General features: G+C 54.7%; 10 protein-coding genes. 6 read left to right on the top strand and 4 right to left on the bottom strand.

Translation table 11 applies throughout. The features are described from left to right. Positions 1-35 precede the first annotated feature (35 nt). Positions 36-833 carry a hypothetical protein gene (locus tag ABJ205_RS03980; RefSeq protein WP_348160702.1) on the bottom strand — a complete coding sequence of 266 codons (798 nt, stop codon included), beginning with the start codon at positions 831-833 and terminating at the stop codon, positions 36-38. A gap of 64 nt (positions 834-897) precedes the next feature. Between ABJ205_RS03980 and ABJ205_RS03975 the strand changes: the two genes are divergently transcribed. The 5 genes from ABJ205_RS03975 (at position 898) to glnA (ending at position 5745) form a co-directional block, all read left to right on the top strand. Then, complete coding sequence (locus ABJ205_RS03975; protein WP_348160703.1) at positions 898-2283, top strand: leucyl aminopeptidase family protein; 1386 nt, start codon at positions 898-900, stop codon at positions 2281-2283. Positions 2284-2352: 69 nt separating this feature from the next. Further along, positions 2353-2706, top strand: coding sequence for a hypothetical protein (locus tag ABJ205_RS03970; protein ID WP_348160704.1), 354 nt, complete (start codon positions 2353-2355; stop codon positions 2704-2706). 39 nt (positions 2707-2745) lie between these two features. Next, entirely contained in the window at positions 2746-3672 is a 927-nt protein-coding gene (argC, locus tag ABJ205_RS03965; RefSeq protein ID WP_348160705.1) for an N-acetyl-gamma-glutamyl-phosphate reductase, read from the top strand. Positions 3673-3915: 243 nt separating this feature from the next. Further along, on the top strand, positions 3916-4254 hold the full coding sequence (locus ABJ205_RS03960) for a P-II family nitrogen regulator (protein ID WP_348160706.1): 339 nt from the start codon (positions 3916-3918) through the stop codon (positions 4252-4254). Between the two features lie 81 nt (positions 4255-4335). Continuing rightward, positions 4336-5745 (top strand): type I glutamate--ammonia ligase, encoded by a 1410-nt coding sequence (glnA, locus tag ABJ205_RS03955; RefSeq protein ID WP_348160707.1) that lies wholly within the window; start codon positions 4336-4338, stop codon positions 5743-5745. 824 nt (positions 5746-6569) lie between these two features. Here glnA and ABJ205_RS03950 read toward each other — a convergent pair. Then, on the bottom strand, positions 6570-6863 hold the full coding sequence (locus ABJ205_RS03950; protein ID WP_348160736.1) for a hypothetical protein: 294 nt from the start codon (positions 6861-6863) through the stop codon (positions 6570-6572). Beyond that, on the bottom strand, positions 6820-9090 hold the full coding sequence (locus ABJ205_RS03945) for an EAL domain-containing protein (RefSeq protein ID WP_348160708.1): 2271 nt from the start codon (positions 9088-9090) through the stop codon (positions 6820-6822). Before ABJ205_RS03945 ends, ABJ205_RS03950 begins: the two co-directional genes overlap by 44 nt. Before the next feature lie 263 nt (positions 9091-9353). Between ABJ205_RS03945 and ABJ205_RS03940 the strand changes: the two genes are divergently transcribed. Next, the gene (locus ABJ205_RS03940) at positions 9354-9950 is read left to right on the top strand and encodes a lysozyme (protein WP_348160709.1); all 597 of its coding nucleotides are present in this window, start codon (positions 9354-9356) and stop codon (positions 9948-9950) included. Here the strand turns inward: ABJ205_RS03940 and ABJ205_RS03935 are convergent. Beyond that, on the bottom strand, positions 9947-14173 hold the full coding sequence (locus tag ABJ205_RS03935; RefSeq protein WP_348510007.1) for a translocation/assembly module TamB domain-containing protein: 4227 nt from the start codon (positions 14171-14173) through the stop codon (positions 9947-9949). The two genes, ABJ205_RS03940 and ABJ205_RS03935, sit on opposite strands and share 4 nt — an antisense overlap. Positions 14174-14180 lie beyond the last annotated feature (7 nt).

The raw sequence follows: 14180 nt of genomic DNA, 5'->3' as shown, positions 1-14180 counted from the left end.
GCTCATATAGCGAATGGGTCCATGGATTGCGAGAGTTACTGCGCTCCAACTTCACCGAGTGTGAAATGCTCTTGATACTGCGGCTCTACGACGCTGAGCAAAGAAGCAGTTACGGCAATCTCAAACGTATAGGGCCCTTCTGCATACGACCCTGCAACATAAGGTGCCGCAAGGAATTGGATCCGATCAAATGTCTGCCCATTGCTAGACAAAGGAATAACCACCAGCTCGCTAACACTTGGACAGCTGTCGAATGGGCTGACGTCGTCAATATTCATGTCCAACCGCTCGCCTTTTTGTTCAAGTAGCGCCTGACAGTAATCGCCATATGCGGTGTTTTCGAGCGCGGTTTCATTCAAGAACATGTCGACTGGGCGAAAGGCTTTGCCCTCCCCTTCGTTTGCCTCTTTGTCCCAACCAAGCGCATCGAAGAATACATTGCCATGCGCCCCGCCCGTATAAAGGAAGCGCTCGGACAAGAGCAGTGTGAAGCGCGGGGTTTGCCCTGCGACAGACCAGCTGTTCGAATAATCGCGGGCGGTGCAAGCGACACAGCCCATCTTGCCAAATTCGGCTAAGGCTTCGCGCCATTCTGTTTGTTGCTTAGTGAGAGCCTCTTGTTCTCTATCGCGAACTAGCTTTGCAAGAGCAGGAATGGCGGCGACCTCAGCAGGGAAAGAGTATGCGAAACTGCGCTCTGCATCCTCATCGCTTTCGTTGTTTTGATAAACGACCCCGCCGCCCTCCGGGGTGGTTACTTGCTGAGCAGTAATCGGCGATGCAAAGACGGCAAACCCCGCCCAAACTGCCCCCGCAAATGTCACAAATCGCATTTCCTAAATCCCCTTCCGACTATTTCCGCGTGACAAGCCATACCTTCGCACTAATTACTCTCATATGACTGATATCAACGATCTCATCCAACCCGACCGCGGGCAAGATGCCATTGCCATCCACCTTATCAATAAGGCAGGTTTTGAGGACTTCGCAAAAGGCCTTAGTGCTGGAAAGCAAGCGAGCTTGAAGGCGCAGAAATTCGAAGGCGTTGCTGGCAGTGTCGGTATCGTGCCCGACGGCGATAGCTTCTTTGCCGTTGGCGGGGTTGCAAACACAGACACCCTTACAAACTATTGCCTTGCCAGCTTGGCGACAAAGCTTCCTGAAGGCACCTATCGCTTGGTGGACACACAGCCGGGCGCAGCTGTCTTTGGCTGGCTCACAGCACACTATTGCTTCTCGCGTTACAAGACAGAAGAAAAAGTCGTGGGACCGCGCATTCTCCTGACCGAGCAAGTGGGCCGCCTTCCCGGCTATATCGCTGAGGCCCAAGCGGAAATGCTGGTGCGCGATCTGGTCAACACGCCTGCCGAAGATATGGGACCTGCCGCGCTTGAAGACGAATTCAAGAAGCTCGCAAAAGAACATGGCGCGGACCTTAAAGTGACGCGCGGCGATGAGCTTGAACAGGGTTATCCCATGGTTCACGCCGTGGGCCGCGCTGCCGCTCGCAAGCACGATCCGCGTATTTTGCATCTCGAGTGGGGTTCGAAGGATGCACCTGTTCTTGCAATCGTTGGCAAAGGTGTGTGCTTTGATTCAGGCGGTCTTGATATTAAACCAGCGGCCGGGATGCGGCTTATGAAGAAAGACATGGGCGGCGCGGCGCACGCGATTGCTCTGGCGGGCCTCGTTATGGGCGCTGGGCTCAACGTCAGGCTGCACCTCATTGCTCCAGCGGTCGAAAACGCGATTTCCGGACCAGCTTTCCGTCCTGGCGATGTTCTTTCAAGCCGTAAGGGATTGACCGTCGAGATCCACAATACCGATGCCGAAGGGCGTCTGATTCTCGGTGATGCTTTGACCCGGGCGAGCGAGGAAAAGCCTGAGCTGATCATCGATTTCGCGACGCTTACTGGCGCTGCGCGGGTTGCGCTCGGCCCCGACTATGCAGCGATGATGGCGCGCAGCGACGAAACTTCCGATGCGTTGATCGAAGCAGGCCGTGCGAGCGGGGATGAGCCTTGGCGGCTTCCTTTGCCCGAAAGTTACCGTGAATATCTCAATTCCGACGTTGCCGACATTGTGAACGCACAATCCAACCCTTATGCCGGGGCTAGTGTCGCAGGGCTCTTCCTCGACCGCTTCGTTGAAGAGGGCATTGATTGGGTGCACTTTGACACCTTTGCCTGGCGCCCCTTCCCCAAGCCAGGTCGGTCAAAAGGTGGGACGGCCTACGGCCTGCGGGCATCATGGCACATGTTACGCAACCGATTTGGGAGCTAAACTTGCTCCAAGACGTCTGTGTGTCTAAGCGCGAAAAAAGAACGGGGCTTTTCAGGAAAGCAATTGTGAATGAGCGGCGATAACCGCCAGAGCCATGAGTACACGGTGCCAAGCGGTGATCTGGGCCTTAAGGGCCCTGTGAAAGCGCCTGCGCCTGGCACTTTGCCACTGCGCGGCGACCTTGCGCATATTGCTTTGGCTGGCACCCATCTGGCTGCACATTATGTAATCCCGCATATCTGGACCGTTGGCGCAGATGGCGTGGAGGTAATGGAGAACACCCGCGACGACAGTCCCCTCGTCACGCGGTTTGAAGCAGGCACTTTGGTGGAAGTGATCGATGTCTCGGGAGATTGGATCTGGGGATGCCTGGGTCCAGAAGGGCCAAGCGGTTATATGAAAGCAGCCGCACTCACTGCGTGATTGATCCTACGCCGCAACGCGCCTAAGCGCTCTTGCATTATGACACATCGGATTTTCATCGACGGAGCTGCCGGCACTACCGGCCTGGAAATTCGCGACCGCTTGGCTGGCCGCGAAGAGTTTGAGCTGATCGTTTTGGATGATGAGCGCCGCAAAGATGTGTCCGCCCGCCGCGAGGCATTGCATGAAGCGGATGTGGCAATCTTGTGCCTGCCTGATGACGCAGCGCGTGAAGCGGTAAAATTGGCAGAAGGGTCAAGTACGCGGATTATCGACGCGTCCTCTGCACACCGGGTTGCGGATGGATGGGCCTATGGTTTTCCTGAGCTGATCGGCCACGAGAAGATTGCAAACGCGCAATTCGTCAGCAATCCGGGGTGTTATCCGACGGGGTTTTTGGCGCTCGTTGCTCCACTTGTGCGTGCAGGGCTTCTCCCAGCCGATTGGCCTTACACCGTCAATGCAGTGAGCGGGTTCTCCGGTGGCGGCAATGCGTTAATTGAAAGGTTCACAAGCGAACCAGATATTGCGTTTCGCGCCTATGGTTTGAACCTTGCACACAAGCATCTGCCGGAGATGAAAGAGCACGCCGAGCTTAAGCATCCTGTGCTGTTCGTACCGGCGGTCGCGCCTGCTTATCGCGGAATGTTGGTTGAAGTGCCGTTACATTTGGGAGCAATCGGCGCGGAATTGCACGCAGATCAACTCAGCAAGGGCTTGAGTGAATTCTACGCCGCATCTGAGATTATCACAGTGGGTGAAGCCAGCGGCGCAAGCGAGCTGCTTTTGCAAGATGGGACCTCTGGCCATGACGCGATGCGTCTGGATGTTTTCGGTAATGAAGGCGGCTGGAATGCCCGCCTCATCGCTCGCCTCGACAACCTTGGCAAAGGCGCGAGCGGAGCGGCTATCCAGAACCTCAACATCATGTGCGGTCTCCCTGAAACCACAGGGCTTCGGCTTTAATCAACGCCGTAATGAGCTGACTATCTGCCCATTTATTGGGCAGTCACGCCCATCTCTTAGGCACACTTGTCGTGCGCAGAAAAATACTGCGCTTAATGCGCCCCTACGGAATGATCCTTGCGTGAAGGCTCAGATCAGCTACCCAAGTGTGACAAGGCCTTGGCATGATTCTTGATACGCGCGTCTCAACAATAAGTGCCAAATGCATTGAGTAAACACGGCGCATACGGGAAAAGACCTAACGTGAAAAAGATCGAAGCGATCATCAAGCCCTTCAAGCTGGACGAAGTGAAAGAGGCACTCCACGAAATTGGCGTGTCTGGCATCACCGTCACAGAAGCGCGCGGTTTTGGCCGCCAGAAGGGCCACACCGAGCTCTATCGCGGAGCAGAATATGTCGTCGACTTTTTACCTAAGGTAAAACTCGAAGTTGTGATCGCCGATGATCAGGCCGAACGGGCTGTCGAAGCGATTGCAGCGGCCGCGCAAACCGGCCGAATTGGTGATGGCAAGATCTTTGTCAGCGATATTGCCAGCGCAATTCGCATTCGCACGGGCGAAACCAACGACGACGCAGTCTAATTTCAACTGATCAACAGCGCTAGGGCCGAACACCGTCCGGCGCACCTCTCGAACAAGAACGACAAGCTGGAGTAAACCAAAATGGCGACCGCAAAAGACATCGTACAACGTATCAAAGACGAGGAAATCGAGTGGGTCGATCTCCGTTTCACCGATCCCAAGGGTAAGTGGCAGCACCTTTCGATGTCAGCCGTCGTCATGGACGAAGATGCGCTCGAAGATGGCCTGATGTTCGACGGCTCGTCGATCGCAGGTTGGAAAGACATCAACGAAAGTGACATGATCCTTAAGCCCGATCTGGACGCGGTTTACGCCGATCCATTTAGCGCAACTCCGATGATTAGCATCTTCTGCAACATCATCGAGCCTTCCGATGGCCAACTGTATGGCCGCGACCCACGTTCAACCGCGACACGCGCTGAAGCGTACCTTAAATCAACCGGTATCGGCGACACGATCTATGTCGGGCCAGAGCCTGAGTTTTTCATGTTCGACGATGTACGTTTTGAAGACGGTTATGCAGGTTCAGGCTTTGCCATTGATGATGTCGAGCTGCCGACCAATACCGGCAAAGAATACGAAATGGGCAACATGGGCCACCGCCCACGCGCAACCGGCGGCTATTTCCCCGTGGCTCCTGTCGACAGCGCTATGGATATCCGCGCTGAAATGGTTTCGACCATGCAGGAAATCGGCCTGTCCATGGACAAGCACCACCACGAAGTGGCCGCAGCGCAGCACGAGTTGGGCATCACATATCAAACACTGACCGAGTCGGCTGACCATGTGCAGATTTACAAGTATGTGACACAGCAAGTCGCGCACGCTTACGGCAAGACCGCGACATTCATGCCAAAACCAATCAAGGACGATAACGGTTCAGGCATGCATAGCCACATGTCGATCTGGAAAGATGGCAAACCGACTTTTGCGGGCAATGAATATGCCGGTCTTTCGGAAAACTGCCTTTACTACATCGGCGGGGTGATCAAACACGCGAAGGCTCTGAACGCTTTCACCAACCCGACCACCAACAGTTACAAGCGTCTGGTCCCTGGCTTTGAGGCACCTGTGCTTCTTGCATACTCTGCGCGTAACCGTTCGGCCTCCTGCCGCATTCCTTACGGTGCAGGTGAGAAAGCCAAGCGCGTTGAATTCCGCTTCCCGGATGCGCTTGCGAACCCCTATCTGGCATTCTCAGCGTTGCTCATGGCTGGCCTTGACGGGATCGAGAACAAGATCCACCCCGGCGACGCAATGGACAAGAACCTCTATGATCTGCCACCAGCAGAGCTGTCTCAGGTTCCAACCGTCTGTGGTTCGCTTCGTGAAGCTCTCGAAGCGCTCGCAGCTGACCATGACTTCTTGCTGAAAGGCGACGTGTTCTCGAAAGATCAAATCGAAGCCTACACTGAGCTCAAGTGGGAAGAGGTTATGCGCCTTGAAACCACGCCTGCTCCAGTTGAGTATGACATGTACTACAGCTCGTAAGGGTTAGTCTTACCGACAAGAAAGGCCGTCCGGAGCGATCCGGGCGGCCTTTTTTTGTTGGCAGATTTGTGTGACCTTCATCACGCGCAGTCCGAATTGGCGTGGCCTACCAGTGCGTTCCTCAGAACAAAAGGAAGGAGTAATCATGTCAAAGTTGGTACATTTAGTAGCGGCAATTTTTGTCTTGGTATTTTCATTCGGGATTTCGAACCCAGCGCATGCTCAAGTGCCTCGTGACGCATACACAAATGGGCCAGTGCACATTGTAATTGCCCAATCACGCGAGGGACCATCAGTCCTATTTAGAGTCTCTTTCCGAGGCCATATCAATCACTCAGAGCATTACGGTTCGGGACGCTGCAGTTGGAAACATGATGCCAAAGTCACAGGAAGCTTGAAGCTTATCCGAGGCGCCTTTCCGACAGAAGAGAATCTCTCGTTGTGGCATTCGGAACAAGGCTCAAACTATCGCGGCAGAGATGGAACTTGTGGAGACAATCGCTCTCAGATCGACGGAAACTGGCGGCATGCTCGCACCGCGATGGACGCCGCAGCTCGCGGTGGAATTACGTTGTATCGGGAACGCATTGAGAACTTTCTGAAAGGGAAGCAGCCAAACTTTACCCGTTTCATTTGGCGCCTTCCTCCAAGCAACTTCGACTGGGTGAATGGCAACATAGAAAGCCTAGACACCCTCTAGAACACTCACTCCTTCTCAAAGGCGATGGCTTCTCGAAAGATCAAATCGAAGTCTACGCGGAGCTCAAGTGGGAAGAGGTTATGCGCCTTGAAACCACGCCTGCTCCAGTTGAGTATGACATGTATTACAGCTCGTAAGCGCTCTGTTCCAACTTAAATGACTTGCAGGCGAACCAGGCAAAGAGAACATATTTTCCAGCTCCGACGGCGTTGATTGCTTGGCGCGACATACCAAGATGGCGCACCGGTTCACCTTGGTTCGAACTGTGCTTTTTACGATGACCTTTGATGCATCTCACCAAACCAATGCCAGTCAATGGTGATCCGCATGCAGGCGGAATTCCGGTTGTTTGCGAGCCCTTGCCATCCTTCAGGTTAAGGCACCAACCTGCGGCGCTTTTCTGTTTGCGTTCTGGCATTGATAGCACGCGCAGCAGATGTGCGATCGATTTCCCTTGCCAAACGCGCCTTGGGTTGAGGGTGACCTAGCAAGTAACCTTGCCCGTAACGGCATCCCATGACGGCAAGGAGATCGCGTTGAACCTGTGTCTCAATGCCTTCCGCAATCACATCAATCTCAAGGCTTTGGGCCATAGCAATCATGGCCTGAACGATCAGGCGCGAATGGTGATCAGAGTTAATCACTCTCACAAAGCTACGATCAATTTTGACGATATCGATTGGAAAATCGCGCAGGTGTGTAAGGGATGAATATCCTGTTCCAAAGTCATCTAGAGCAATCTTCATGCCCGCTTCTTTGAGGTCAGTCAGGACCTTTCGAGCGGTATCATTGTCGTTCACCATCAACATGGTCTCGGTAACCTCGAGAGTGAGTGAAGCAGGATCGATTCCTGCTTCTTCAAGCTTGCTCAAGAGGTTGGGCGCATAATTTTGACTGAGTAGATCGGCTTCGCTGGCGTTGAAGCTGATCGAGCGAAGAGTGCTGATGTCGCACTTTATCTCATGTTGATCGGCGCAAATGTTGGAAGCCATGGCGTTGCTAATCTCGCGCGATACATGAGGATCAACGAGCGCCGGCATTAGGTTGCCCGCCGTCAGCTCCGAACCATCGCGTGATTTCACTCGCATCAACGCCTCCAGGCAAATGACTTCTTGGGTCAGTAGATCAACGATCGGCTGATAGGCCGCAAACAGGCGGCCTGATTGCATCGCTTCGCGCACTTCGGTGACCGCTTGTATTTTGTCGGTATGTTCTTGCGCATGCGCCGCATCGTAGAAACTGAGCGTCGCAGATGCGCGTTTTTTGCCGGTGTACATGGCAAGATCGGCACGGCGCACTATTTCTCGTCCCCCGATCACCTCATTGCTGATTTCAACACCGGCTGTGCCGTGGATCACCAGCTTGCGCCCCGAAATCAGAAACGGTTTGTACACGGCCTCAGACAAGAGGCTCCACAAGGACTCTACATCAGATCGCGTGGCCCCCAAGGGAAGAATAAACACAAATTCGTCTCCTCCCCACCGCGCAATGACGACATCTTCCGGCACTGTCTTGCGCAGCCGATCACTCATCTGTTGCAAGACCATGTCGCCAACAAGGTGCCCGAATGTGTCATTAATTGCCTTAAATCCATCAAGGTCGATCAGCATGACCGCAAGCGTCTGACCGGTCGCGCCTTGCCGTTTGATCTTTTCGCCCAAAATCCGGTCGAAGGCGTTTCGGTTCAGAAGGTCGGTGAGGCGGTCATAGTCCGCTGCACGTTGAAGCGCGGTTTTCGCATGGTGATTTTCAGTAATGTCATGGATTACTCCGACTAGCCTGTCGGGATTTTTTTCGTCACCTTTGATGGGTTCACCGCGCAATTGTACACGCAGAATTTTGCCATCACTGTCTTCCAAATTGGCTTCGAATTCGAATGGCTCCCTCTTGGAGACTGCAGTCTCTACCAAAGCCGCAACATGGGCACGGTCTTCGGGGGCATAAGCACTGATCGCCTGTTCGACACAGATTTCTTGCCCCACGGGAATGCCATGCATCTCATAGACACCCTCGGACCACGTGAGATCCATCGTGGTCAGATCAATCTCCCATGACCCGATCCGCGCCGCTTTTTCAGCGGCGACAAAGATACGGTTGGCTTTCTCCAGATCGTCTTGCTTGCCGCGTGCTTGGTCCGCGAGGTCCGTCATCGCAATGGTCTGCTTATACGAACGCAAGAGATCTTCGACCACGCCAGCAAGAACCTTCAACTTCTCGCGATTGATCCCTTCGAATTTGGAAGGACGCGGATCGATAACAGCGAGGGTTCCGATCAAATATCCGTCCGGACTGCGCACCGGGTGTCCGATGTAAGATCGGATGAATGGGGCACCGGTGACAAGTGGATTATCTGTAAAACGTCCATCTAGGGACGCATCTGGTACATCCAGCACGCAATCCTGTTCGATTGCAATCGAACAGAATGCGTACTCTCTTCGGGTTTGCTTAGACCCCATACCCACTCTGGAAAGAAACCACTGCCGGTCGTGATCCACCAATGAAATGACCGAGATCGCGCTGTCAAAAAGGACCGAGGCAAGCTTTGTAATGCGATCAAACATCGCGGAAGGAGGGGTATCAAGCAACTGCAATGCACGAAGCGATGCAAGGCGTTCTTTCTCTGTGTCGATGAGATGTAAGCCCATGACCTATTTAAGATAACCTCGCTGCTGCAACCAATTGCATCGCGGGGTCATAAAACCGTGAAGGTTGATTTGAGGTAGCGCAGATCCCTCGCTGACTACGTATGAGCACGACAGTACTTTGGCAAACAACTCCTCAAAGCGTTTTCCTACTCACATTGGTTGTGACTAATCAGACGGCCTCGTCTTTCGCGAATCGACCTCGAGGTAATGTGTATGTCTGATGCTTTTCCGCCCCCACCCCGCATTCACAGGCACGCAAACCTGTGTTTGATCTTGTCCGCAAATTGCTGGGCCGCAAGTTTCGTCAATCCGAAGTCGAGCTTCTCAACGATGCCCTTGATGTAGGCATCTCTGGACGCAACAAAGCGATCCTTGGCACCAAACGCGCCATTGGTCCGCGCGGAGTGGCGCTCATCAAACGTTTTGAAGGATGCGCGCGGCTCAGGCGCGATGGCATGGTCGAGGCCTATCCCGACCCCGGTACCGGGGCAGAACCATGGACTATTGGGTGGGGGGCCACTGGCAAGGAATTTGATACGGATGATCGGATCGGTCCAGGCAGTGTTTGGACGCAGGCGCAATGTGATGCTCGGCTCGCGACGGATCTGATTGCCTATGCCGAAGAAGTGTCGCGCGCAATTGGGGCCGCACCAACCACACAAGGTCAATTCGATGCCATGGTCAGCTTTCACTACAACATCGGCGCCATTCACCGAGCAACTCTGACGCGAAAACACAAGGTTGGTGACTTTGCCAGCGCCACGGCCGAATTTACGCGGTGGAACAAGGCGGGTGGCAGGGTTTTGAAAGGTCTTGTGAACAGGCGACGGGAAGAGGCCCAGCTTTACAAAGAGAGTTAGTAATCCCGACTGATTTCTGCCAGCACGCTGTCGCGTCCAATGGTCGTCACGTTACCGAGAAGAGCAAGCCAACTCGTGATGCGATATTCAACCTGCGTTGCGCTGTAACCCTGACCATCCGTCACCAGTTCAACATAGACGCGGCGGCCAAGGTTTTTACCCAAAGCAACGCCAGTCCCACGTCCCAACGCAGGGTCTGCGCTTACAATCCGCAATTGATCCAGCCCGATTGAACGGCGCAAATTACCAATTGGATCAAGCCCGCTTCCAGCGCCTTGCAGGGCGGCAAGAGCCGCCCCCAATTGAATAGCATCGGTCGCTGAAAGCGAAGTCACGGACCCGCCAAACAAGAGGCGCGACAATATCTCCTCCTCGGGTAATGCAGGCAGGGCGGAAAAGGTGATTTGCGGTGCCTGCGCGTTGCCGGTGATGTCGATCGTCACCTCCGTTCCATTGGCACTCGCCTCAGCCTGAATATTAAGCCGGGGATCAATTGGCCTTGCGGGATCAAATGCGATCCGCCCTTCAGTGAGCTCAAACCGCGTTCCCGAGAAACGATAATCACCGCGCACAAGCCGTGCTTCTCCGCCGATGCGTGGATCGTTCACGTTCCCGCGCAAAGCAATATCGATGCCCCATTCGCTATCAAGGCCAAGACCGTCGACTGCCACTTTGGAAGGCGCCTTTGCATCGATCAAATAACGCCATCCGCCGTTCTGGGCCTGCGAGGTAAGAACAGTTTGAAGCGCCCTGCCCGTCTCCCGCGTCGGGATCGTTGGCAGGCGCAAATCTTCTGCTGCCACACCCAATGCCCAACTCGCTTTGTCGACACTGACCCGTCCAGCAATCGTCCCATCTATCCCGTCCGAGACAATCCTCAACGGCCCGGTGATCGTTGCCTCCAACCCATTTGCATTGAGCAATTTCGCTTTTGTCACCGCTGCCCGAATATCGATACCAGGTCCGCGCGAGGATGAGATTTCGGCGAGATCGATGGTTCCGCTTCCGGTCACTGCACCGCCGCCACTGGTCACACCGGCAATACGGGTAAGCGCAAGTTTTGACCCTCCAAAACGGCCTCGGGCGGAAACCTGACTGATATCAGTTCCAGCAATTGCGCTTTGCAACCTTAAGTTATCGCTCGACAAATCACCGACGATGCGTGGTTCTTGGAGTGTTCCGGTAACCCGCGCCTGAACGCTCAAAGGTCCGGTGAGGTCAAACACCTCAATTGCAAGCAAGCGCCACAAGGCCTCTGAAGCTCCGTCATAACCTAGGTTCGCATTCAACCGGCCTCGCATAATCCGCTGACTTAAGGATCGATCGGTGCGCTCTGACCTGGCCAATCCGCTGATCCTGGCATCAACTCGGCCCAATCGCTGATCGCCTTCCGTTAAGTGCATTCCCACAGCCAGTTCACGCGCAGACAAATTCGCGACCGCAAAGACATCGACCGGGCGCGAAGAAAGAACGAGGCCAGAACGGCCAAATCCGTCGATCTTGATCCGCGCGTTGCCCGTCGCAGGACCGCTTCCATCTTGGGCAAATTCGACGACACCAGATAACAGTCCGCCAAGACCCAAATCCGCCCCCGCAAGATCTGCAAGACGCAAAGGCATTTTTGCAAATCGTGCTTCGATCAGCGTTTTTTCACCGCCAAGCTGACCTTCCAAAACGGTAAAGCCTCGCGCAAATCCGATTTGCGTGCGCGACAGCGAGTATCCGCCATTCTCCAATGCTGTGAGGACGGCGCGGCGCGGCATCGTGATTGGCCTTCCGCCATATTCGCCCTGCGCAATAAGAGCGATCTGCCGCTGTGAGAAATCTCCATCAAGCTTGAGCTGGAACCGATCGGCTCTCCGCCCGGCTATCGAGGCTTGGACATCACCTTCACCGTCCACAATCTGTGCTTTGGCGTTGAACGCGTGCAGCCGTAGCGCACCATATTCGAGCCCCCTGCCCGCAATCTTACCCTCAATTCGGTTCGAACTCGGACCGGCATCGCCGCCAAATGCACCGCTCGCATCCACATCCGCATATTCAAGTGCAACAGGCAAATCACCGCCAAAACGCGCACCACGTGAGGTTAAATCAAGGTCAAACCCTTGCGCCCCACCTGCGGCAGGCGACAGCGCGATCTCTCCGTTGATACCGCCCCCGCTAAGGGACAGATCACCGCTGAGTGCTTGCTCTGCCCATGTCAGGCCCCCCCTCACATCGGTCCGGTGAATCCGCAAAGCATCAACATCAATGCGGCTGGGGCCATTTTGGGGCAATACCAAAGCAAGCGCGCCTTCAAACGGACCAAGTATCGACCCGCCAGCCACATCAATTCCAAAACCATCGCCCCTGGGTGCAATCCCAAGTCGTACGTCTTTCAAACCCGCATTTGGATATGGGTCGGCAAGGACCAAATCTGCGCGAAGCCCTTCGTCCGCTATCTCGGCATCAAAATCGAAAGCGCCATATTGGACATGGGTTCCTGCACCTGAAAAGGTTGATCGTGAATCGACAATACGGCTGTCGAGCGTTGCGCTTAGCCGCGCGCTTTCCAACGTCACATCACGCAGCACGATGGGGTTTTGTGCGCGCATCCCAAGGCTTCCTTTGAACCGAACACTGTCACCGGCAACGGTTGCGATTGAGGCATTTTTAAACTGGCTTGCGACACCGGCCATGTTGGTGCGCAAGCTCCATGGAATGCCGCTTCCAAATTTGGCTAACAGCTTTGCGTCCGCCGTCACCAGACCAAGGTTTTCTATTGATAAATCGCGCGCTTTGACGGGACCTGCCAATGCGAAAGCGCCATTCCGCAAGTCGCCGCGAAATGTGAGCTCGCCGGCGAGCTCAGGGAAGAGTATCTTGGCGTTGTCCGCCACAAGATCAGTGCCCAGAACACTAAGCATCCCTTGCAATTTTCCGCCAATAAGCCGTTCATCAATCACTTCGTTGCCGGTCACAACCCGCTCGGTTCCGGCATCAAGTGGCACACGCAAAGTCTCCCCATCAAAAGTTGCGGTGCCGCTCTGTACAAAGCGAGAAACCGTGATGGTCTGCCCGATGACTAGCGCCTCGACATCCAGTTGATGGTCGATCTCAAGCTCTCTGAATGGGCCATCGATCAAGGCGGCAAGTTTGCCTCCTTGCAGCTCAATAGCTGGCGAGAGCCACTCAGGATCGCGCACGTCAAGCCCGACATTGAAGCCGTCGGCACGATTGCTCGCCAGATCGACTGCGCCGGTGCCGCGCAAATCCAAAGTGTCAGTCACCGCAGCGATCCGGCCGTCAAATACACTCTCTTCAAGCGTACCTGTCATCACCAGATCGATACCGCCAGCAAGGGTTCTACCCAAAGTGGTATTGGATGGAAGATCAGGTGATATCTTGCCCAAAACGCCAAATTGACCCGCGCTATTGGTCAGTTCAAGAGCAGCAACCGGGTCGCTTAGTCCGGCTTCATCCTCACGCTTTACCAAAGCGTGTCCGAGCCAGCTCGACCATTTACCCTCGCCCATGATCCGCGCCTCGTACGCAGCTCCCAACCCTGATAGTTTCGCGATTGGTCCATCTCGAGCCGCCTTGTAATCCAATGCGAGCTCAAAACGGTCACCATCAGGTTCTGCATCTAAGAGAAGTTCAATGTGGTCTTCCGGACCAAAGCGCCCCTGCGCATCGACGAGCGCACGGCCCTTTCGAATATTGACCTTGGCGTTAAAATCGACCCGCTGGGCTTCGTCCCCTGCAAGGCCAGGCGCGAGCCTAAAATTCTCCAATTCAAACTCATCAATTCGAATATCAAAGTCTGGTAAGATCGCCGCGTCTGGATCGCCGGGAAGAAGTTCGGGCAAACGCTCCAGTCGCCCGCGCTTCGCTGTCAGCTCGCGGATGTCGATCCCGCTCCACAGCCATGCGAGTGGCCGCCAATCCAAATCCACTTGAGGAACGGTGAGAAATTGACCGTTCGGATCCTTCAGGACCACATCATGAAGCACGGCCTTGCGGTAAAGGTCGCCTTCAATGCGCCCCACCTCAATCCGCAGACCCGATGCCGGCGCTGCATTGGCAATCTGGTCGACAACGAACCGCTTTCCAATTGGCGAGGATAAAAACACAGTAACAAGCACAAGCGGGGTCAGGACAATCAAGAGCATCCACCCGAGCCGCTTTGTCCAAGTTCTTTTACGAGTGGCCTCTTGGTGCTCTTGCACCTGCATGTCGTCCATTTCCGCC

The sequence above is a fragment of the Erythrobacter sp. genome (assembly GCF_039988855.1).
Taxonomy (GTDB): Bacteria; Pseudomonadota; Alphaproteobacteria; order Sphingomonadales; family Sphingomonadaceae; genus Erythrobacter.
The sequence above is the reverse complement of the archived record's forward strand: the minus strand, read 5'-3'. Positions and strand labels throughout refer to the sequence as shown.

What these genes read in the sequence shown, in the direction of transcription:
- glnA (WP_348160707.1), top strand. Translation starts at nt 4,336, where the DNA reads ATGGCGACCGCAAAAGACATCGTACAACGTATCAAAGACGAGGAAATC.
- ABJ205_RS03980 (WP_348160702.1), bottom strand. Translation starts at nt 833, where the DNA reads ATGCGATTTGTGACATTTGCGGGGGCAGTTTGGGCGGGGTTTGCCGTC.
- ABJ205_RS03945 (WP_348160708.1), bottom strand. Translation starts at nt 9,090, where the DNA reads ATGGGCTTACATCTCATCGACACAGAGAAAGAACGCCTTGCATCGCTT.
- ABJ205_RS03935 (WP_348510007.1), bottom strand. Translation starts at nt 14,173, where the DNA reads ATGGACGACATGCAGGTGCAAGAGCACCAAGAGGCCACTCGTAAAAGA.
- ABJ205_RS03950 (WP_348160736.1), bottom strand. Translation starts at nt 6,863, where the DNA reads ATGCCAGAACGCAAACAGAAAAGCGCCGCAGGTTGGTGCCTTAACCTG.
- ABJ205_RS03975 (WP_348160703.1), top strand. Translation starts at nt 898, where the DNA reads ATGACTGATATCAACGATCTCATCCAACCCGACCGCGGGCAAGATGCC.
- ABJ205_RS03970 (WP_348160704.1), top strand. Translation starts at nt 2,353, where the DNA reads ATGAGCGGCGATAACCGCCAGAGCCATGAGTACACGGTGCCAAGCGGT.
- argC (WP_348160705.1), top strand. Translation starts at nt 2,746, where the DNA reads ATGACACATCGGATTTTCATCGACGGAGCTGCCGGCACTACCGGCCTG.